Below are 18,435 nucleotides of genomic sequence, written 5' to 3'. Positions count from 1 at the left end.
GCGGAACGTTCTGCACGCGCAGGCGTCCCGCGCCGATCCCAGTTTCCGGTCGGCGACCGGACCCTGCCGCGTCCCCGGCACAGCGTTGTGCCGGGGATGCTCCCTTCCGTCGACACGCGGCAGATTCGCCCACGTTCGAACTGGCGGCTGCCGACTCCTACGATGAGCGCATGACGGAGATCGACCGGCAACGACGGCCCGGCCCGCGCATCGAGGAGGTGGCGCGACTGGCCGGGGTGTCCAAGTCGACGGTCTCCCGTGTGATCAACGACGAGCAGTACGTGAGCGCCAAGGCCCGCGAGGCGGTGCACGAGGCGATCAGTCAGCTCAGGTACAGCCCGAACCAGGCGGCCAGGACGCTCGCGGGCAGCAAGGCGAGCGCCATCGCGCTGATCGTCTCCGAACAGGGCAGCCGCGTGCTCGGCGACCCGTTCTTCGCCGGGGTGCTGCGCGGGGTGCACTCCGAGCTCGCGGGCCGGCACGTGCAGCTGCTGCTGATGATGAGCCAGCCGGAGGGGCACGACGACCTGGTCGCGTACCTGTCCGGCGGGCACGTCGACGGCGCGCTGCTGGTGAGCCTGCACGGCGACGACCCGCTCCCAGGCCGGCTGCGCGAGATCGGTCTCCCGGTCGTCTCCGGTGGCCGTCCGCTCGGCTCCGTCTCCGTCCCGTTCGTCGACTCGGACAACTTCACCGGTGGTCTCGACGCGGTGCGGCACCTGGTGTCGCTCGGCCGCGAGCGGATCGCGACGGTGACCGGGCCGCGCGACATGGCCGCCGGCCTGGACCGGCTCAGCGGGTGGCGCCGGGGTCTCGGCGAGGCGGGACTGCCCGCCGATCTCGTGGCGGGAGCCGACTTCACGCCGGAGAGCGGTGCCCGCGCGATGACCGAGCTCCTCGACCGGGCGCCGGATCTCGACGCCGTGTTCGTCGCGGCCGACATCATCGCCGTGGGCGCGCTGCAGGTGCTGCACGCGCGCGGCAGGCGCATCCCGCAGGACGTCGCGGTCGTCGGGTTCGACGACTCGCTGCTGGCGGCCACCGCCACCCCACCGCTCACCACGGTCCGGCAGGACGTCGAGCAGCTCGGCCGCACGATGACCTGGCGTCTGATGGGAGAGCTCGCCGGCGAGGAAGGCCTGCCACCGTCCGTGCTGCTGCCCACCACGCTGGTGCGGCGCGCCAGCGCCTAGCACTCGCAGGGGCCGCTGACGCGGGTCAACACACTTAGTGGCGTGGCCCGGAACGTTACCGGGCGAATTCGCGGTCAGACGGGTGCATCGTGGTGCCGCCCCCGCGTCCTCGTACTGGGTGTACGGGGGCGCGGGGGCGGTGCCACGAGGTGCCCTGCTGAGCGTGAATCACCCAGCCGACGTTCCGGGTCACGCCACTAGTCCGTTTGGCAGGTTCCCGCTGGTAGCAACGCCGCTCAGCACACCGGGAGCGCTCCCAGGTGACTAAACCGTGACCCGCACGACAAACGGCGAGGTCATCCGGTGCGCCAGGCCCCGAACCTCCTCCGGTTACCCGGGAGTGAGCCTTGACACACCTTCACGACCGGGTGAAACTCCACCGCATCTGGGAGCGCTCCCAGAGACCGCCCGCCGAGACCAGAGGAGTTCTCCCGTGCGACAGCGTTGGGTCAGCGTGCTGATCTGTGCCGCCGTGTCCGCCGCCGCCACCACCGCATGCGGCTCGGGCGGGGCCAGTCAGACGCAAGATGGCAAGACCGAACTGACGATCGCGACGTTCAACGAGTTCGGGTACGAGGAGCTGTTCAAGGAGTACGAGGCAGCGCACCCGGACATCAAGATCACACAACGCAAGACAGGACAGGGCCAGCCGCACCACCAGAACCTGTTCACCAAGCTGGGCGCGGGTTCCGGTCTCGCCGACATCGAGGGCGTGGAAGAGGGTTACCTCAGCCAGGTCATGTCGAAGTCCGGGCAGTTCAACGATCTCAAGGAGATCGGCCCGCAGATCGAGGGCGACCGCTGGCTGAAGTGGAAGACCGAGGCGATCACCACCAAGGACGGCAAGCTGATCGGCTACGGCACGGACATCGGCCCGCTCGCCATGTGCTACCGCAAGGACCTGTTCCAGCAGGCCGGGCTGCCGTCCGACCCGGAGGGCGTGAAGGCGCTGTTCGCCACGTGGGACAGCTACTTCGCCGCCGGTGACCAGTTCATCGCCAAGGTGCCGGGCGTCGCCTGGTTCGACAGCGCCGCGCAGGTCTTCAACGCCATGCACAACCAGCACGAGGTCGGCTACTACGACAAGTCCGACAAGCTGGTCGTGGACACCAACCCGGCGATCAAGGCCGACTGGACCGCGGTGACCGCGGCCGTCGCGAAGGGACAGTCGGCGCGGCTCGCGGCGTTCAGCAACGAGTGGAACACCGGCTTCAAGCTCGGCAAGTTCGCCACCAAGACGTGCCCGTCGTGGATGCTCGGCGTGGTCGAGACCCAGGCCGGGCCGGAGAACAAGGGCAAGTGGGCGGTCACCGACGCGTTCCCGAACGGTGGCGGCAACTGGGGCGGTTCGTACCTGACCGTGCCGAAGCAGAGCAAGAACGCCAAGAAGGCCGCCGAGCTCGCTGCCTGGCTGACGGCGCCGGAGCAGCAGATCAAGGCGTTCAAGGCGAAGGGCACCTTCCCCAGCCAGGTCAAGGCTCTCGACGCGCCCGAGCTGCTGGAGCAGACCAACGCCTACTTCGGTGACGTCAAGGCCGGCGCGCTGTTCGCCACGCAGGCCAAGAAGGTCAAGGCCGCGCAGTACAAGGGCCCTGCCGACGGCCAGATCCAGGAGACGGTGTTCAGCCCGGCGCTGCAGTCGGTCGAGCAGGGCAAGAACGCCGACGAAGCCTGGAAGACCGCCGTTGAAGGCGCCCAGAAGGCGGCCAAGTGACCGCCGTTCTCCCCAAGGTCGACCGCGGGCGGGAGCAGGAGCCCCGCCCGCGGCCGCCGCGGCGGTACCGGTGGACCCGATTGGACACCAAGGTATCGCCGTACCTGTTCGTCGCGCCGTTCTTCGTGTTGTTCGGCGCGATCGGACTTTTTCCGTTGCTGTACACGGCTTACGTCTCGCTCTTCGACTGGGAGGTGGGCGCCGACGATCCGGCGTTCATCGGACTCGACAACTACCGGACGCTGTTCGAGGACGACCAGTTCTGGAACGCGCTGTTCAACACCTTCAGCATCTTCCTGCTCTCCAGCGCGCCGCAGATCGTCGTCGCGGTGCTGATCGCGGCGCTGCTCAACGAGAACCTGCGCGCTCGCACCGGCTGGCGGATGGGTGTCCTGCTCCCCTACGTCGCTTCGCTCGTCGCCTTGACGATCATCTTCGGCAACCTGTTCGGCCCGCAGTACGGTCTCGTCAACGATGTCCTGACCGCGCTGGGCTTCGGCCCGGTCGACTGGCAGGCCAGCACCTTCGGCAGCCACGTCGCCATCGCGTCGATGGTCAACTGGCGCTGGACCGGCTACAACGCGCTGATCGTCCTCGCCGCCATGCAGGCCATCCCGCGCGAGGTGCACGAGGCCGCACTCGTCGACGGCGCGGGGCCGCTGCGCCGGTTCTTCAGCATCACGCTGCCGATGCTCAAGCCGACGCTGATCTTCGTCATCGTCACGTCGACCATCGGCGGCCTGCAGATCTTCACCGAGCCCAAGCTGTTCGAGCCGTCGGGCGGCAGCGGTGGCGGCGCTGAGCACCAGTACCAGACCGTCGTGCTCTACCTCTACCAGTCGGCGTTCCAGGGCCTGGACCTCGGCTACGCCTCCTCGATCGCGTGGGTGCTGTTCCTGATCGTCATCGCCGTGGCCGGACTGAACTTCTGGATCACGAGGAGGGCGGTGAAATGATCAACCGCAGGCCCTCGTTCCTGGTGTACGGGCTGCTCGGCGCGTTCGTGCTGGGCTCGGCTTTCCCGTTCTACTGGTCGTACCTCGTCGCGAGCCGCGACAACTCGGTGCTCACCGGCGACTTCACGCTGATCCCCGGCGGGAACTTCTGGACGAACGCCACGCGCGTGTTCGACACGATCCCGTTCTGGAAGGCCCTGGGCAACAGCTTCATCGTGTCCGGCACGGTGACGCTGTCGGTGGTGCTGCTGTCGGCGCTGGCCGGTTTCGCGTTCGCCAAGCTGCGGTTCCGCGGCCGCGGCGTGCTGTTCCTCTTCGTCGTCGTGACCCTCGCGGTGCCCACCCAGCTCGGGATCATCCCGCTGTACATGGCGATGGCCGAGTTCGGCTGGGCCGGTGAGCTCGAAGCCGTGATCGTACCGAACCTCGTCACCGCGTTCGGCGTGTTCTGGATGCGCCAGTACCTCGTCGACGCCGTGCCGGACGAGCTCGTCGAGGCCGCCAGGATGGACGGCTGCAGCCTCTGGCGGACGTTCTGGCACGTCGCACTGCCCGCCGCCCGCCCCGCCGCCGCGATGCTCGGCGTGTTCACGTTCATGCAGTCCTGGAACGACTTCCTGTGGCCGCTCGTCGTGCTGAACGCCGACAACCCGACCATCCAGGTCGCACTGGAGAAGCTGCAGAGCGGCTACTACGTCGACTACTCGCTCGTACTCGCCGGAACCACGCTCGCCACGGTTCCGGTGCTGATCATCTTCCTAGTGCTCGGGCGGCAGATCGTCGCCGGGGTGATGCAGGGCGCCGTCAAGGGGTGAAAATGGAGAACATTGTTTTCCCGCAGGGATTCTTGTGGGGCGCCGCGACCGCGGCGTTCCAGGTGGAGGGCGCGACCGCGGTCGACGGTCGCACGGACTCCATCTGGGACGTCTTCTGCCGGCAGCCCGGCAAGGTCGTCGGCGGCGACTGCGGGGAACCGGCCGCGGACCACTACCGGCGGTTCGAGCAGGACGTGGCGCTGATGGCCGAGCTCGGGCTGAAGGCGTACCGGTTCTCCATCGCCTGGCCGCGGGTGCGGCCGGACGGCGGGGCGGTCAACCAGGCAGGACTCGACTTCTACAAGCGGCTCGCGGACACGTTGCTGGCGCACGACATCGTGCCGTGGCCGACGCTCTACCACTGGGACCTGCCGCAGAAGCTGGAGGACGCCGGTGGCTGGACGGCCCGCGACACCGCGTTCCGGTTCGCCGACTACGCGGCGTCCGCCGTCGAGGCGCTCGGTGACCGGATCGGCACCTGGACGACGTTGAACGAGCCGTGGTGCTCGGCTTTTCTCGGTTACGCCTCAGGAGTTCACGCCCCCGGCCGCACGGATCCACGCGCCGCCGTGGCCGCCGTGCACCACCTGCTGCTCGGGCACGGGCTCGCCGCCGACACCATCCGCGCGGCCTCGCCGGATGCGAAGGTCGGCATCACGCTCAACATGTACCCGATCATCCCGGTCGACCCCCGCAGCACGGCGGATCTGGACGTCGCGCGCAGGCTCGACGGCCTGCAGCAGCGGATCTTCCTCGACCCGTTGCTGCGCGGCGAGTACCCCGAGGACGTGCTGGCGGACCTGGAGCCGTTCGGGTTCAGCGAACACATCCGCGACGGCGACCTCGGCGTGATCTCGGCACCGATGGACATGCTCGGCGTGAACTACTACACCGAGCACTACGTCAGCTCCTCCCCCAACGGCAGTGCGGACGCGGCTTCGCCGTGGGTGGGCGTCGAAAGCGCGTCGTTCCCACGCCGTGACGCTCCCCGGACGGACATGGACTGGGAGGTCAGGCCGGACGGACTGACCGCGGTGTTGTTGCGGCTGCACCACGACTACCCGCGGCTCCCGCTCTACATCACCGAGAACGGCGCGGCGTTCCGCGACGACTTCTCCGGCAACGGCGCGATCGACGACGTCGACCGGACGGGCTACCTGGCCTCGCACCTGCGGGCCGCACACACCGCGATCAGGGCCGGGGTGGACCTGCGCGGGTACTTCTGCTGGTCGCTGCTGGACAACTTCGAGTGGGCCGAGGGGTACGCGAAGCGGTTCGGCATCGTCCACGTCGACTACGACACGCAGGTGCGGACGCCGAAGATGAGTGCGAGGTGGTTCGCCAGGGTGGCCCGCGACAACGCGTTGGTCGCGGTGTCATGACAGAAGGAAGGAGTCGGCGCCCCGGTCCGCGCATCGAAGAGGTCGCGCGTGTGGCCGGGGTGTCGAAGTCCACCGTCTCCCGCGTGATCAACGGGGAGAAGTACGTGAGCGAGCGGTCCCGGCAGGCGGTGCACCGCGCGATCGCGCTGCTCGGGTACAGCCCCAACCACGCTGCGCGGACACTGGCGGGCAGCAAGGCGAACGCGATCGCCCTCGTGGTCTCCGAGCAGGGCAGCAGGGTGCTCACCGACCCGTTCTTCGCCGGTGTGCTGCGCGGGGTGCACGCCGAACTGGCCGGGCGGCACGTCCAGCTCCTGCTGATGATGAACCAGCCGTCCGACGGCGCGGGCCAGGTCGCCTACCTCACCGGCGGCCACGTCGACGGCGCGCTCGTGGTGAGCCTGCACGGCGAGGACCCGCTGCCCAGGACGTTGCACGAGACGGGTCTGCCCATCGTGGTGGGCGGCCGTCCGCTCGCCGGCGGCTCCTTCCCGTTCGTCGACTCGGACAACTTCAACGGCGCGCTGGAAGCGGTGCGCCACCTGATCTCACTGGGCCGCGAGAAGATCGCAACGATCGCCGGTCCCGCCGACATGGCGGTGGGCATGGACCGGCTGAGCGGGTGGCGGTGCGGCCTCGCGGAACACGGCCTGGCCGTGAAACTCGTGGTGCACAGCGACTTCACGCCGGAGGCCGGCGCTCTCGCCATGGAACGACTGCTGCACATTGCGCCCGACCTCGACGCGGTCTTCGTGGCGGCGGACATCATGGCGCTGGGGGCGATGATGGTGCTGCAGGCGCGCGGCTACCAGATCCCCGACGACGTGGCGGTGGTCGGGTTCGACGACTCGGTCGTGGCGGCGACGGCGGTGCCGCCGCTCACCACCGTGCGCCAGGACGTGGAACAGTTCGGCCGCACCATGACGTGGCGCCTGCTCGCCGAGCTCGCCGGCGAGGAGAAGCTGCCGTTGTCGATCCTGCTGCCGACGTCACTCGTGCGCAGAGCGAGCGCTTGACGCGGTGAACACCCGCACGTCCCGCGCGGTGAGGCTGACGCGCTCTCCCGCCGGTACGACGCTGCCGTCCAGCAGGTCCGTGAGCTCGACGGGAGCCACGATCTCGGGGTGCTCGTCGCTCCAGTTGTGCACCACGTGAACGCGGTGCCCGTCCGGCGACGCGCCCGTCGTCACCGTGACCGTGGCGGGAAGATCCAGCCACCCGGACTCCGGCGTCGGTGCCAGCCACCTGGCGAGTGCTGTCGCGAGCTCGCGGCCGGGCACCGTGCCGACGCACGTGACGCGACCGTCCCCGTGGCGCCGCGTGGTGACCGCGGCCCATCGACCGAAGTGCCGGTGCTCGTACTCGACGAGCACGTCCGCGTCGACGACGGTGAGTCCCTCCAGCCACCGCGTGGCGACCGCGTTCTCCGGCAGGTCGATCGGTGACTGCGGCGTAGCGCGCACCGGCAGGTCGCTCGAGAGGTTGCTGAACTCGTCGTAGTAGACGCCCGCCGCGTCGACGAGGCGTCCTGGCGCCGACTCCTGGCGTGCCCTGGCCTCGTGGTCGGCGTAGGCGGTGCGCGGTCCGACGACGAGGTGACCGCCCGCGTGCGCGTAGGCGGCGAGCCAGTCGACCGTCGCGTCGTCGGCGAGGTACAGCGCGGGCGCGACCAGCACCGGATGACGCCGCGCGGCTTCGTCCGGCGTCGTCGCGGGCAGCTTCCTGGCGTGGATCACGCGCACCTGCCGCCCCGCCTCGAAGGCTCCCCGGTAGAACGCGTCGAAGATCCGCTGGTACGCGCCGCCGTCCGGGCTTCCGTCCGAAGTGGACAGCGGAGGGTACTTCTGCATGTACCACTTGCTCGGGGCCGAGTAGACGATCGCGATGTCGGCGTCCGGCTCGATCCCCGCGACCGTCGCGCCCGCGGTGGCGAACTCCGCGCCCAGCCGCGCCAGCTCGGCGTACACGCGGCCGGGCCTGCCGCTGTGGGGCAGCACGCCACCCCAGTAGGTCTCCGCACCGAAGTGCAGCGTGTGCCAGTGCCAGTACTCGATCATCCGAGCACCGCGCGCGACGAAGGCCCACGCCGCCTGGCGCCACTGACCGTCGTAAGCGGGGCGGTTGTCCGACGTCCCGCCGATGTTCCCGGCGTTGGTCTCGGTGACCAGGAAGGGTTCCTGGCGGGAGGAGAAGATCCAGTCCGCGCCGCGGTAGAACGCCCACACCCCGCGGGTCTTCCAGCCCTGCTCGTCGTCTTCCGCGTCCGGCAGGGTGAGCGCGTCCTGCATGTCGTAGTAAGGATTGCCCGCCGTCACGTCGACGTGGTCGGTCAGCTCGTCGTCGTCCAGCGCGACGTGCGAGTAGTGCAGGCAGGTGGTGACGAACTGCTCCGGCCGCGCGTACTCGCGCACGATGTCCGCTTGCCACGCGACGAACTCGCTGGTCTGCCGTGCCTGAAACGCCCGCCACGCGACGTCGTACTGCGGCTGGGCGTTGCCCTCCGGCGTCCACAGGTCGGCCCACGTGGACAGCCGGTGGGACCAGTACACGAGGCCCCACGCGCGGTTGAGGTTCTCGACGTCGCCGTAGGTGGTCCGCAGGTGGTCGACGAAGCGCTGGAAGACGCCGTGGTTGTGCAGCAGGTGCACACCCGGTTCGTTGTCCACCTGGAACCCGATGACCGAGGGATGGTCCGCGTACCGGCCGACGATCTTGCGCGTGACCCGTTCGGCGTGGAAGCGGAAGGCCGGGTGGGTGAAGTCGACCTCCTGGCGCGCACCCCAGCCGACGCGCCTGCCGTCAGCCCGCTCGCCCGCGATCTCCGGGTACTGCCGGGCGAGCCACGGCGGCACCGCGTACGTGGGTGTGCCCAGTACGACGGAGATTCCGCGCTCGTGGGCGCCGTCGAGCACGGGCTGGAGCCAGTCGAGGTCGAACCGCCCGTTCTCCGGCTCCCACGTCGACCACACCGACTCGCCGACCCGGATGACGGTGAAACCCGCCTCCACCATCAGGTCCAGGTCGGTCTTGAGCCGGTCGTACGGCTGGTACTCGTGGTAGTAGGCAGCACCGAACAACACCCGCGGGGGCAGAACCGGCATCGGGAGACCTCCGTGGGCGGAGCTGGTTCGACCTGCGAATGCTAATCGTGATCATCAGGCCTTTGCCAAGTGCCGCAACGGAAATTCGCGTTGTTCGCAGCGACTGTCGCCCCTTCGGCCCAGGTTCGACTCGATTCGACTGTCGAACGCCGCGCTCGGTTCACCGCCACGGACCCCCTGGCGACCTGCTCGTGGCCTCAAAGCCGTAGCGATCCGCTGATCGACGTCCACGCTCGGACCGGCTCCTGGTGGCGCACCCGGCTACCTCGTTCGGCACAGGAGGCTCCGAGGCGCATGTTCGGCGTCAGCGACAAGACCGCCGGACGTGCAACGCGACCGTTCGCAGGGTTTGTGCCGTGCACGGGAAAACGGTTGCTGCACAAGGGAAGCACCGGCCGGCCGATCAGTGGCGGCACGGTCAACCGTCGAGGACGTGGGCGAGGAGCATGGTGGCCGGACCGAAGCCGGCCCGCCGGTATGTCCATGCGGACATGATGCCGCGCAACGCGGCCCTGATTCGTGCGCTCGGTCGGCTCTGCCCGCCGCCGCTCGCCTGTTCGGCCCAGGTGATGCCACCGTCGAGGGGGGCAACAGCGCGCATCGGTGGCGCCTCGACGCCGTTGAGGGCCGTACGAGTCTTCATCCAGGTGCCCAGACGCGCTGGGGACCACCGCGGCGTCCTGCCGTCGGAGTCGAGCAGCACCACCGCGCAGCGCCGCCGAAGCCGGTGCTTCCTGCGCGCCACCGGCATCTCGCCGAGGCCGCGGTCAACCAGGCGAAGCAGAGCATCCCGCAGCCCTACCTCATCCCGCCCACGGGCGGGTGCAAGGCGGCGTGGAAGCTGGACAACTCCTGGCAGGACGGCTTCCAGGGCGCGCTGACCTTCACCAACACCGCGACGAGCGCGGCCAACCCGTGGTCGGTCATGTTCACCCTGGCCGCCGGGACGACCGTTTCCAACGGCTGGAACGGCACCTTCACCCAGACCGGCACGACGGTCACGGTGACGGCGCCGTCGCACAGCCCCGCTTTGAGTCCGGGGAGCGGCCGTGTCGCTGGGCTACACCGCCAACGGCACGACCGCCGCTCCCTCGGCCGTCGCGCTCAACCAGGTGGCCTGCACGACGTGACCGGAGGTCAGACGGTGGCGGTGGCGCGGGAGGCCAGACCCTCGATGACCACGGTCAGCTTCTCGGTGACCTCGGGGTCGTCGACCGGGTGCAGGTCGGCGAACCGGACCACCGAGGCCGGGATCGAGAGCGTCAGGTCGTCGGCGACCACGCCGCCGGCGATCTTGGCGGCCTTGCGGGCCTCGTCCTGGGCCCACACGCCGCCGTACTGGCCGAACGCGGTGCCGACGACGGCGACGGGCTTGCCGGACAGGGCGCCCGCACCGTAGGGACGGGACAGCCAGTCGATGGCGTTCTTCAGCACGGCGGGAATGGTGCCGTTGTACTCGGGCGACACCAGGAGGAGGGCATCGGCCTCGACGGCGGCCTCGCGCAGCCTGGTCGCGGCGGCGGGGACGGTGCCCTCGGCGTCGAGGTCCTCGTTGTAGAACGGCACGGTGTCCAGGCCCTCGAACAGGCCGACCTCGACGTGCTCCGGAGCGATCTGAGCCGCGGCCTCTGCGAGCCTGCGGTTGTGCGATCCGGCGCGGAGGCTGCCGACGAGGGTGAGGATGCGGACGGCCATGACGTACTCCCGGGTGGAGGTTGTGGTTGGACGATCACCACCGTAAACGGGACGCGGCCCGTTTATCTTCCGGCTAGGCTGCTGACGTGATCGACAGCACACACCTGCCCCTCATCGGCGAGGGGCCGAACCTGCGCGCGGACGCGGTGCGCAACCGCGCCCGCCTGCTGGAAGCCGCGGCCAGGCTGGCGGCCTCGCACGGCGCGGCAGCGATCACGATGGAGTCGGTGGCCGCCGAGGCCGGGGTCGGCAAGGGCACGGTGTCCCGCCGCTTCGGTGACCGCAACGGACTGCTCCAGGCCCTGCTGGACCACTCGGAGCAGCTGTTCCAGGCGGCGTTCCTCTCCGGCCCGCCGCCGCTCGGTCCCGATGCCGACGCCGCCGCCCGGCTCAGGGCGTTCGGACCGGCCCTGCTGCGCCACGAACGCGCGCACCTCGACCTCTACCTGGCCGCCGAGCCCGATCCCGCCCGGCGGTTCGCGGTGCCGGCCAGGCGGGTGCGCCACACCCACGTCGCGGCGCTCGTGCGCGCGGTCCTCCCGGACGCCGACGCGGAAGTGCTCGCGCACACCCTGCTGTCGTCGGTGGACGTCGTGCTGGTGGACCATCTCGTGCGCAACCACGGCATGTCGCCGGAACGCGTGGAGGCCGGCTGGCACGACCTGGTCGACCGGCTGGTCACTCGTGGTTGAGCGCGCCTGAGCGGAACTCCGCCAGCTCGGCCTCGGCAAAACCCGCCGTGCGAACCACCTCGGCCAGTGCGGCGCGGATCGCCGTGTCGACGGCCAGATGTGCGTCGAGCTCGACCCGTCCGACGTCCCCGAGGTCACGCACACGAAGATCCCTGGTGGGCGTGCCGCGCCCGGCGAGCCACGCCCGGACGGCCACCTCGGCGCGCTCGACCCTGGCCAGGCGCGCTGGTGTGATCGCCAGCCCGTACCGGACCCGGCTGGCCAGGCACGGCATGGCCGGCTTGTCCCAGGTGGACAGTCCCCAGTGGAGGCTCAGCGCGCGGACGTCGGCCTTGGTCATCCCCAGGTCGCGCAACGGCGTGTGCACGCCGATCTCGTCACCGGCACGGATGCCGGGCCGGAACGGGTCCCGTGCGTCGTCGGCGTTCGTCCCGGTCGCCACCGCCGCCAGCCCGTGCTCCCGTGCCGTTGCCGTGATTGCGTCCAGAACCGTGGACTTGCAGAAGTAGCAACGGTCACGGCCGTTCGCGGCGTATCCGGGGTTGTCCAGCTCGGTGGTGCCCGGCGCGATGTGCCGCACCCCGGCGGCGTCGGCGAAGGCCTTGGCGTGCGCCAGTTCGGCGGCGGCGAGGCTGGCCGAGTCGGCCGTGACCGCGAGGACCGCGTCAGGTCCGTTCGCGCGCACGGCGGCGGCGAGGACGAGAGCGGAGTCGGCGCCGCCGGAGAAAGCCACGGCGAGCGGGCCGATCTCGGCGAGCCTGGTGACGAGCTGCGCGGCGGGGTCCATCAACGCTCCTCCGGCTGTTGCGCCGCAAGTGCCAGCACGGTGCGCAGCGGCAGCCCCGTCCGCCTGGCCACCGCGACGGCGTCGTCGTACTCGGGCTTGCCGTGGTGCGGACCGTGTTTGCGGCGCACCGGCACGCCGTGAACGTGCACGACGTCCGTGGTGCGAGCCGCGGCCGTGCGACGCACTGTGCTTCGCCGCACGCCGAGGGTTCCGGTCTCGGCGAACATCAGTCCCTCGATCTCGTCGGCCGTCTCGGGCGTCACCAGGGCGTGCAGGACGTGCGCCGGCCGTCCTTTCTTCATCACGGCGGGCGTGACCCAGCTGTCGAGGGCGCCTTCTTCGAGCAGGCGGCCGACGACGTACCCGAGCACCTCGCCGCTGACGTCGTCGAGGTTGGTCTCCAGCAACACCAGGTCCCGCACCTGGTCCGTCTCCACGTCGCCGAGCCGCACGACCGCGATGTTGGGCCGGTCGGCCAGCGTCCGCGTGCCCGTGCCGTACCCGGTGACGGCCAGCCGCATCGGGGGCGGCGACCCGAAGTCGGCCTTGACCGCTCGCAGCAGCGCGGCCGCCGTCGGCGTGACGGTCTCGCCTTTGAGCTCGGTCCCGGTGACGACCGCGTTCTCGAGCAGTGCCGCCGTCGCCGGGGCCGGGCAGGGCAGGATCCCGTGCGCCGTGCGGACTCCACCGCTGCCGAGCGGCAACGGCTCGCAGTGGACAGCGCTGACGTCCAGCGCGTGCAGGGCAGCCGCGGCGCCGACGATGTCCACGAGGGTGTCGTGCCCGCCGAGCTCGTGCAGGTGCACCTCGCCGGGATCCTCGCCGTGCAACCGTCCCTCGACCTCGGCGATGGCACACAGGGCTTTGGTCGCAACCTCCGCCACCGCGCGCTGCCGAACCCTGCCCGCCATGGCGATCAGCTCTTTCGCCTTGCGACTGGTCGCGCCGTCGGACACCGAGACATCGGCCCTGCTTGCCGCCAGCCCGTGGGTGAGCACCTGCGTGACGGTCAGGTCCCAGCCGGTCAGCCCGGTGTCGGCGACGGCGGCGCGAATCGCGTCGAGCGGTGCGCCCGCGTCGACGAGGGCGGCGAGCAGCATGTCCCCGGCCAGACCGGTGAAGGGCGAGATGACGCAGACACGGCTCACGAGACCCTCCGGCGGGCAACACGGGACAGGCGGAACGCGGCCATCGCCGCGCCGAACCCGGAGTCGATGTTCACCACGGTGATGCCGGCCGCGCAGGACGCGTGCATCGCGAGCAACGCGGTGATCCCTTCCAACCCCGCGCCGTAGCCGGTGGAGGTGGGAACCGCGACCACCGGGCACTCCACGAGCCCACCGATCGCGCTGGCGAGGGCACCTTCCATCCCGGCCACGACGATGACGGTGTCCGCGGCGCGCAGGCGTTCCTGTTCGGCGAGGAGGCGGTGCAGCCGGCCACGCCGACGTCCGTGACCGTGGTGACGGTGAGGCCCACGGCGGCGGCGATGGCGGCGGCTTCGCGGGCGACGGGCTGGTCGGCGGTGCCGGCGGCGGCGACCACCACGGAGAACCCGATGGGGGCGGCGGGGCGCCAGACGAGCAGGCGGGCGGGTGCGTCGTAGATGCCAGGTGGGAGCGCGGTGGCTGCGGCATCTGGTTGGGACGCGGCCGCTGCACCGCTGCAGGATTCGTGCAGGGCGTCCACCCGCGCCTCTACGGCACAACCATCCCCCACCGCAGTCAGAACAGCAGCCGACGCATCCCCCACCCGCGAGCCAGCAGCCGAACCACCCTGCACCGCAGCCAGCACGACAGCCGCCGTCTCCGCATCCACCCGAGTCGCGAGCACCGGTCCGGCGTTGTGCCGCAACAACGTCCGCGCGATCGAAGCGATCTCCGAAGCCGTCTTACCGGTGCCGTAAATGACCTCAGGCAACCCCTGACGGGCTTCACGACCCACGTCCACCCGCGCGAAGCCGAGATCGACCGCGTCCGACCGCGTCATGCCGCTCCTCCTCGCGCCACCACCGCAGGCAGTTCGCGCCCGATCTCCGCCAGCAGGGCGGGGGCACGGCTGATCGCGGCGTCCAGGCTGCCGGCGCGGTGCAGCAGCGACCACGCGGCCACCACGCCGGCCTCGCGCAGGCGGTCGGCGGACAGGCGGACCTCGCCGGCGACCACCACGACCGGCACGCCGTGGTGCCGGGCCGCCGCTGCCACGCCCACGGGGGCCTTGCCGCGCAGGCTTTGTTCGTCGAAACGGCCCTCTCCGACCACGACCAGCGACGCGCCGCGCAGTGCCTCCTCGACACCCAGCTCGCCGAGGACGAAGGACGCGCCCGGCACGCGCTGGGCGCCGAGAGCGGCGAGCGCCGCGAAGCCGGTGCCCCCGGCGGCACCCGCGCCAGCGGCAGAACTCAGGTCGCGGCCCGTCGCGGCGGCCACCACCGCAGCGAACTGACGCAGGCCGCGCTCCAGGACTTCCACGTCGCGCGGTGAGGCGCCCTTCTGCGGAGCGAACACCGCGGCGGCGCCGGCTGGGCCCAGTAGCGGGTTGTCCACATCGGACACCAGGGTCACGCGGGCCAGGCGCAAGCGGAAGTCCAGCGTGGAAAGGTCGATGTGGGCCGCGGTGGTCAGGGCGGCGCCGCCAGGCCCCACCGGGACGCCGTGCGCGTCGGTGATCCGGGCACCGAGGGCACGCAGCAGGCCCGCTCCCCCGTCGGTGGTGGCGCTGCCGCCCACCGCCAGAACGAGGTCGAGGCAGCCGTGGTCCAGGGCGGCGCGGATCAGTTCGCCCGTGCCGTGGCTGTCGGCCACCAGAGGTGCCGGGCGGCCCGGCAGCGCGTCCAGGCCGCTCGCCTGGGCCATCTCGATCACCGCGCGGGTACCGCGCACGGCGAACGCGGCGCGCACCGGGCGGCCGGTGGGACCACGCACGTCGGCGTGCAGGAGGCGGTAACCGGCGCCGGTCAAGGCGGCGAGGGTGCCCTCGCCGCCGTCGGCCACCGGCATCGCCACCGCGTGGCCGCCCGCGGCGATCACTCCCAGAGCCACGGCGGCGCTGGCCTCCTCGGCGGTGAGGCAGCCGCGGAACTTGTCCAGGCACACGAGGATCGGGGCGTTCATCGGTCGGCCTCGAGCAGGTACGGGATCGTCTGCGGGCCCTCGGGAAGAACGCACAGGCGGGCGTCCGGACCGGCCGCCGCCAGAGCCTCCGCCACCGCGAGCGAGATGTCGGCGGTTTGCGAGAGGTGGGCGGTGGCGAGGTCGGCGTCACTGAGGTACGAGGTGTGCATGACGACGCGGCAGGCGGCCTGGATGCGGGCCTGGATCTGCACCTGCCACTGGTCCGGCACGGTGTCGGTCCGCGCGGAGATCTCGGCGAACAACGCGGCGGGCGAGTCCGCGGAGGCCAGCACCGAGCGGTACGAGCCGTGGTCGGGGAAGCCGTCGCGGCACTCGGCCGCGCACACGATCGTGCCGCCCGGCTTCACCACCTGGAAAGCCGCCGACATGCCCTTCACCGACTGGTAGAGGTTCTGGTCCAGCGGATAGCCGGAGTTGGTCGTCACCACCACGTCGAAGAGCTGCGGCACGGGCTGCATCGCGACGCCGCGGGCCGTGCGCACGGCCGCGGCGTGCATCTCCAGCAAGTCGCCACCGAACGCGGCCACAACCTCCTTGTCCTGGTTCAGCACCACGTCGAAGCCGAACGTCACGCCGGTGGCGGCCGCGATGGCGCGCACGTCGTCGTGCACCGGGTTGCCCTCGACGAGACCCCACGTCGCCCGCGGATGGCCGATCCGGTAGGCGTCGTGCAGCACCAGCACGGTTTCCAGCGCGGCGAGGCCCGGCGCGACGAGCTTCGGGCCACCGGAGAAGCCGGCGAAGAAGTGCGGTTCGACGAAACCGGTGGTGATGCGGACGTCCGCGTCGACCCACTCGCTGTTGAGCCACACCGGCACGCCGGCTCCGAGCTCGCCCATCCACGTCAGGCTGCCGCGGTCGCGCGCGTCGTGGTTGACGATCCGCACCGAGTCGACCACCGCGTCACCGAACATCGCGCGCAGCTCGGCAGGAGAATTCCCGCGGTGAGTGCCGGTCGCGACCAGCACCACGACGTCGTCGAGGTCGACCAGGCCGTCGAGCTCCTCCAGGATCGCCGGGATCATCAGGTGGCGCGGCTGCGGGCGCGTGCCGTCGCAGGCCGAGATGGCCACGGTCTGGCCACGGCGCACGCGGTCACGCAGCGGCGGGCCCGCGACCGGGGCGCGCAACGCCCTGCGGAGGATCTCCTGCGGTGGCGCGGAAACCCCGTGGTGCCGAGGTGTCACGACGGTGGTCACCGCCGGATCGCAGTGCAGGTCCAGCCCCGTCTCGCCGTAGGCCAGCCGAACCGTGTCCATCAGGTCCCCAACCGGTAGACGCGGGCCGCCGTGCCACCGAAGACCTCGGCACGCTCGGCGGCGGAGAGACCCGAGCACAGCAGGGAAGCCGCGTCGAAGACCTCGTCGTAGGACGCCGCGAGCAGGCAGACGGGCCAGTCGGAGCCGGCCATCAGCCGGTCCGGTCCGAACGCCTCCAACGCGATGTCCGCATACGGCCGCAGCGAGTCGACAGTCCACTGTGGACCGGCTTCGGTGACGAGACCGGACAGCTTCGCGGTCACGTTCGGCTCGGCCGCCAGCGCCGCCAGATGGGTGGCCCACGGTTCGACCACGCCCGCAGCAATGTCCGGTTTGGACAGATGGTCCAGCACGAACACCATGTCCGGCACCGCCCGCACCGCCACGACCGCCGCCGGTAACTGGTGCGGGCGGGTCAGCACGTCGTAGGCGAGTCCGGCGTCGCGCACGGCACGGAGCCCGGCGAGCACGTCCGGACGCATCAGCCAGTCCGGGTCCGGCTCGGACTGCACGAGGTGGCGGATGCCCACCAGGCGGTCGCCACCCGGCCCCGAGCGCAGCCGGTCCAGCTGCTCGTGCACGTCCGGCGCGGTGAGATCAACCCAGCCGACGACACCCGCGACGAGGTCGGAGGCCGCGGCGAGGAAATCCGCCGTCTCGTCGATGTCGTTCAGCACCTGGACCAGCACGGTGGCGTCCACGCCCGCCGCTTCGGTCACCTCACGCAGGTCCGCCGGTCCGAAGGAACGGCGGATCGGCTCAAGCTCCGGCCCGTCGAGCCAGTCCTGCGGCCGAGCGGACAGGTCCCACAGGTGGTGGTGGGCGTCGATCCGGCGCATCGCGGTCACGCCTGCCCGACCTGCTGCCGTTGTACACCAAGGCGATCGATGCTGACGTCGATGGTGTCACCACTGCGCAGGTACTCGAAGTCGTTCACGCCGAGCGCCACACCCGCCGGCGTGCCCGTGTTCACCACGTCACCGGGCTCCAGCACCATGAACTGGCTGAGGTACCAGATGACGTGGTGCACGCCGAAGAGCATGTTCTTGGTGTTGCCGTCCTGCCGGAGCTCACCGTTCACGCTCAGCTTCAGGCCGAGCGCCTGCGGGTCGCCCACCTCGTCGGCGGTGACCAGCCACGGTCCCAGCGGGTTGAACGTCTCGCAGGACTTGCCCTTCGTCCACTGGCCGCCGCGCTCGAGCTGGAACTCGCGCTCGCTGACGTCGTTGGAGATGGCGTAGCCCGCGATCACCGCCGCCGCGTCCTGCGGGCTCTCCAGGTAGCGCGCGGTGGCGCCCAGCACGACGGCCAGCTCCACCTCGTAATCGGTCTTCACGCTTCCCCGCGGCACCAGCACCGTGTCGTTGGGCCCGATGACCGTGTTGGCGTTCTTCATGAACACCACGGGCTCCGCGGGCGGTTCCGCCGACGTCTCGGCCGCGTGGTCGGAGTAGTTGAGCCCGATGCACACCAGGGCACCGGGACGGGCGACGGGCGCCCCGATCCGCATCCCCGTGACGTCGAGCTCCGGCAAACCCGCCAGCGCGTCGCGCACCCGCGCCACCCCGCCGCCGGCCAGGAAGTCGCCGTTGATCTCACCGGTCACCGGGCGCAGGTCAAAAACGCCACCGGCATCGTCCAGCACCGCCGGAATCTCCGCACCGGGGTCGCCCACTCGCAGCAGTCGCATCGCCGTTCCTCTTCCGT

General features: G+C 70.8%; 18 protein-coding genes and 1 pseudogene. 9 read left to right on the top strand and 10 right to left on the bottom strand.

Going from position 1 to position 18,435, the window contains the following annotated elements:
• Window positions 1-170 precede the first annotated feature (170 nt).
• From ABFX45_RS27690 to ABFX45_RS27665, 6 genes are all read left to right on the top strand, one after another.
• Window positions 171-1,193 (top strand): LacI family DNA-binding transcriptional regulator, encoded by a 1,023-nt coding sequence (locus ABFX45_RS27690; protein WP_346132947.1) that lies wholly within the window; start codon window positions 171-173, stop codon window positions 1,191-1,193.
• 433 nt (window positions 1,194-1,626) lie between these two features.
• Window positions 1,627-2,907, top strand: coding sequence for an ABC transporter substrate-binding protein (locus tag ABFX45_RS27685; RefSeq protein ID WP_109638241.1), 1,281 nt, complete (start codon window positions 1,627-1,629; stop codon window positions 2,905-2,907).
• Window positions 2,904-3,863 (top strand): carbohydrate ABC transporter permease, encoded by a 960-nt coding sequence (locus ABFX45_RS27680; RefSeq protein WP_109638240.1) that lies wholly within the window; start codon window positions 2,904-2,906, stop codon window positions 3,861-3,863. Before ABFX45_RS27685 ends, ABFX45_RS27680 begins: the two co-directional genes overlap by 4 nt.
• Window positions 3,860-4,678: a carbohydrate ABC transporter permease gene (locus ABFX45_RS27675; protein ID WP_112227364.1), complete on the top strand. Its 819-nt coding sequence runs from the start codon at window positions 3,860-3,862 to the stop codon at window positions 4,676-4,678. Before ABFX45_RS27680 ends, ABFX45_RS27675 begins: the two co-directional genes overlap by 4 nt.
• 2 nt (window positions 4,679-4,680) lie before the next feature.
• The gene (locus ABFX45_RS27670) at window positions 4,681-6,060 is read left to right on the top strand and encodes a GH1 family beta-glucosidase (RefSeq protein ID WP_346132944.1); all 1,380 of its coding nucleotides are present in this window, start codon (window positions 4,681-4,683) and stop codon (window positions 6,058-6,060) included.
• Window positions 6,057-7,076: a LacI family DNA-binding transcriptional regulator gene (locus tag ABFX45_RS27665; RefSeq protein ID WP_109638237.1), complete on the top strand. Its 1,020-nt coding sequence runs from the start codon at window positions 6,057-6,059 to the stop codon at window positions 7,074-7,076. Before ABFX45_RS27670 ends, ABFX45_RS27665 begins: the two co-directional genes overlap by 4 nt.
• On the opposite strand, the gene ABFX45_RS27660 is transcribed toward ABFX45_RS27665, so the two are convergent.
• Together ABFX45_RS27660 and ABFX45_RS27655 are read right to left on the bottom strand one after the other, a co-directional pair.
• A complete protein-coding gene (locus ABFX45_RS27660) occupies window positions 7,050-9,161 on the bottom strand; it encodes a beta-galactosidase (RefSeq protein ID WP_346132941.1) in 2,112 nt (703 codons plus the stop codon). The genes ABFX45_RS27665 and ABFX45_RS27660 overlap by 27 nt on opposite strands.
• 418 nt (window positions 9,162-9,579) lie before the next feature.
• Window positions 9,580-9,906, bottom strand: a complete 327-nt coding sequence (locus ABFX45_RS27655; RefSeq protein WP_346132939.1) for a hypothetical protein — start codon at window positions 9,904-9,906, stop codon at window positions 9,580-9,582.
• Between ABFX45_RS27655 and ABFX45_RS46565 the strand changes: the two are divergent.
• Window positions 9,889-10,179, top strand: a pseudogene (locus ABFX45_RS46565) (cellulose binding domain-containing protein); the annotation flags it as partial. The gene ABFX45_RS27655 and the pseudogene ABFX45_RS46565 sit on opposite strands and share 18 nt — an antisense overlap.
• Before the next feature lie 119 nt (window positions 10,180-10,298).
• Here ABFX45_RS46565 and ABFX45_RS27645 read toward each other — a convergent pair.
• Window positions 10,299-10,856, bottom strand: a complete 558-nt coding sequence (locus ABFX45_RS27645; protein ID WP_109638234.1) for an NAD(P)H-dependent oxidoreductase — start codon at window positions 10,854-10,856, stop codon at window positions 10,299-10,301.
• 86 nt (window positions 10,857-10,942) lie between these two features.
• On the opposite strand from ABFX45_RS27645, the gene ABFX45_RS27640 reads away from it, so the two are divergent.
• Window positions 10,943-11,548 (top strand): TetR/AcrR family transcriptional regulator, encoded by a 606-nt coding sequence (locus ABFX45_RS27640; protein WP_211337439.1) that lies wholly within the window; start codon window positions 10,943-10,945, stop codon window positions 11,546-11,548.
• Here the strand turns inward: ABFX45_RS27640 and larE are convergent.
• From larE to ABFX45_RS27625, 3 genes are read right to left on the bottom strand one after another with little or no spacing between them, the layout of a single operon-like run.
• Complete coding sequence (gene larE, locus ABFX45_RS27635; RefSeq protein ID WP_109638233.1) at window positions 11,535-12,335, bottom strand: ATP-dependent sacrificial sulfur transferase LarE; 801 nt, start codon at window positions 12,333-12,335, stop codon at window positions 11,535-11,537. The two genes, ABFX45_RS27640 and larE, sit on opposite strands and share 14 nt — an antisense overlap.
• Complete coding sequence (gene larC, locus ABFX45_RS27630; protein ID WP_346132936.1) at window positions 12,335-13,483, bottom strand: nickel pincer cofactor biosynthesis protein LarC; 1,149 nt, start codon at window positions 13,481-13,483, stop codon at window positions 12,335-12,337. The genes larE and larC overlap by 1 nt, the downstream gene beginning before the upstream one ends.
• Window positions 13,480-13,704, bottom strand: coding sequence for an AIR carboxylase family protein (locus tag ABFX45_RS27625; protein ID WP_346133005.1), 225 nt, complete (start codon window positions 13,702-13,704; stop codon window positions 13,480-13,482). Before ABFX45_RS27625 ends, larC begins: the two co-directional genes overlap by 4 nt.
• Window positions 13,705-13,764: 60 nt before the next feature.
• On the opposite strand from ABFX45_RS27625, the gene ABFX45_RS27620 reads away from it, so the two are divergent.
• Window positions 13,765-13,941, top strand: coding sequence for a hypothetical protein (locus ABFX45_RS27620; RefSeq protein WP_346132934.1), 177 nt, complete (start codon window positions 13,765-13,767; stop codon window positions 13,939-13,941).
• Between the two features lie 379 nt (window positions 13,942-14,320).
• Here the strand turns inward: ABFX45_RS27620 and ABFX45_RS27615 are convergent, their stop codons facing one another.
• The 4 genes from ABFX45_RS27615 to ABFX45_RS27600 are packed head-to-tail and all read right to left on the bottom strand — an operon-like array spanning window position 14,321 to window position 18,418.
• Window positions 14,321-15,448 carry a glycerate kinase gene (locus ABFX45_RS27615; RefSeq protein ID WP_346132932.1) on the bottom strand — a complete coding sequence of 376 codons (1,128 nt, stop codon included), beginning with the start codon at window positions 15,446-15,448 and terminating at the stop codon, window positions 14,321-14,323.
• A complete protein-coding gene (gene larA / locus ABFX45_RS27610) occupies window positions 15,445-16,728 on the bottom strand; it encodes a nickel-dependent lactate racemase (RefSeq protein ID WP_109638230.1) in 1,284 nt (427 codons plus the stop codon). Before larA ends, ABFX45_RS27615 begins: the two co-directional genes overlap by 4 nt.
• Entirely contained in the window at window positions 16,728-17,567 is an 840-nt protein-coding gene (locus tag ABFX45_RS27605) for an amidohydrolase family protein (protein ID WP_346133003.1), read from the bottom strand. Before ABFX45_RS27605 ends, larA begins: the two co-directional genes overlap by 1 nt.
• Window positions 17,568-17,572: 5 nt before the next feature.
• Window positions 17,573-18,418 carry a fumarylacetoacetate hydrolase family protein gene (locus ABFX45_RS27600; RefSeq protein WP_346132929.1) on the bottom strand — a complete coding sequence of 282 codons (846 nt, stop codon included), beginning with the start codon at window positions 18,416-18,418 and terminating at the stop codon, window positions 17,573-17,575.
• Window positions 18,419-18,435 lie beyond the last annotated feature (17 nt).

This window comes from Lentzea roselyniae, from assembly GCF_039537795.1.
Taxonomy (GTDB): Bacteria; Actinomycetota; Actinomycetes; order Mycobacteriales; family Pseudonocardiaceae; genus Lentzea; species Lentzea atacamensis.
Note: the sequence above shows the minus strand (reverse complement) of the source record. Positions and strands in the feature narration are given on the sequence as shown.

What these genes read in the sequence shown, in the direction of transcription:
- ABFX45_RS27690 (WP_346132947.1), top strand. Translation starts at nt 171, where the DNA reads ATGACGGAGATCGACCGGCAACGACGGCCCGGCCCGCGCATCGAGGAG.
- ABFX45_RS27675 (WP_112227364.1), top strand. Translation starts at nt 3,860, where the DNA reads ATGATCAACCGCAGGCCCTCGTTCCTGGTGTACGGGCTGCTCGGCGCG.
- ABFX45_RS27670 (WP_346132944.1), top strand. Translation starts at nt 4,681, where the DNA reads ATGGAGAACATTGTTTTCCCGCAGGGATTCTTGTGGGGCGCCGCGACC.
- ABFX45_RS27665 (WP_109638237.1), top strand. Translation starts at nt 6,057, where the DNA reads ATGACAGAAGGAAGGAGTCGGCGCCCCGGTCCGCGCATCGAAGAGGTC.
- ABFX45_RS27660 (WP_346132941.1), bottom strand. Translation starts at nt 9,161, where the DNA reads ATGCCGGTTCTGCCCCCGCGGGTGTTGTTCGGTGCTGCCTACTACCAC.
- ABFX45_RS27645 (WP_109638234.1), bottom strand. Translation starts at nt 10,856, where the DNA reads ATGGCCGTCCGCATCCTCACCCTCGTCGGCAGCCTCCGCGCCGGATCG.
- larE (WP_109638233.1), bottom strand. Translation starts at nt 12,335, where the DNA reads ATGGACCCCGCCGCGCAGCTCGTCACCAGGCTCGCCGAGATCGGCCCG.
- ABFX45_RS27625 (WP_346133005.1), bottom strand. Translation starts at nt 13,704, where the DNA reads ATGGAAGGTGCCCTCGCCAGCGCGATCGGTGGGCTCGTGGAGTGCCCG.
- ABFX45_RS27615 (WP_346132932.1), bottom strand. Translation starts at nt 15,448, where the DNA reads ATGAACGCCCCGATCCTCGTGTGCCTGGACAAGTTCCGCGGCTGCCTC.
- larA (WP_109638230.1), bottom strand. Translation starts at nt 16,728, where the DNA reads ATGGACACGGTTCGGCTGGCCTACGGCGAGACGGGGCTGGACCTGCAC.
- ABFX45_RS27605 (WP_346133003.1), bottom strand. Translation starts at nt 17,567, where the DNA reads ATGCGCCGGATCGACGCCCACCACCACCTGTGGGACCTGTCCGCTCGG.
- ABFX45_RS27600 (WP_346132929.1), bottom strand. Translation starts at nt 18,418, where the DNA reads ATGCGACTGCTGCGAGTGGGCGACCCCGGTGCGGAGATTCCGGCGGTG.